Raw genomic sequence first — 267 nt, 5'->3', positions numbered from 1 at the left:
ATTCATAAATTCACATCAAAGCTTGTTAAAGCCAACAACTTAATCGTTGTTGGTAAAATCAAATCAAACTCATTCACTTCATCCAAACTGGCCAAGTCCGTCTATGATGCTGGTTGGTTTGAAATTAAGCGGCAACTGGATTACAAATGCAAGCATGCAGGTTGCCACTATATTGAAGTCAATGAAGCGTACAGCACCCAAACCTGATCAAATTGCGGCTCTCGCCAAGACAGTCCGAAAGGTAGAGAAGGTCTTGGTATAAGAGCA

General features: G+C 41.2%; 1 protein-coding gene. It reads left to right on the top strand.

The annotated features are described in order from the left end of the window. The coding region (locus J3492_RS13115) for an IS200/IS605 family accessory protein TnpB-related protein (RefSeq protein ID WP_243453267.1) at window positions 1-207 on the top strand (207 nt) is incomplete at its 5' end. Window positions 208-267 lie beyond the last annotated feature (60 nt).

Source organism: Psychrobacter coccoides (assembly GCF_017498085.1).
Classification (GTDB): domain Bacteria; phylum Pseudomonadota; class Gammaproteobacteria; order Pseudomonadales; family Moraxellaceae; genus Psychrobacter; species Psychrobacter coccoides.
This window is presented reverse-complemented; position numbering and strand designations above follow the sequence as displayed.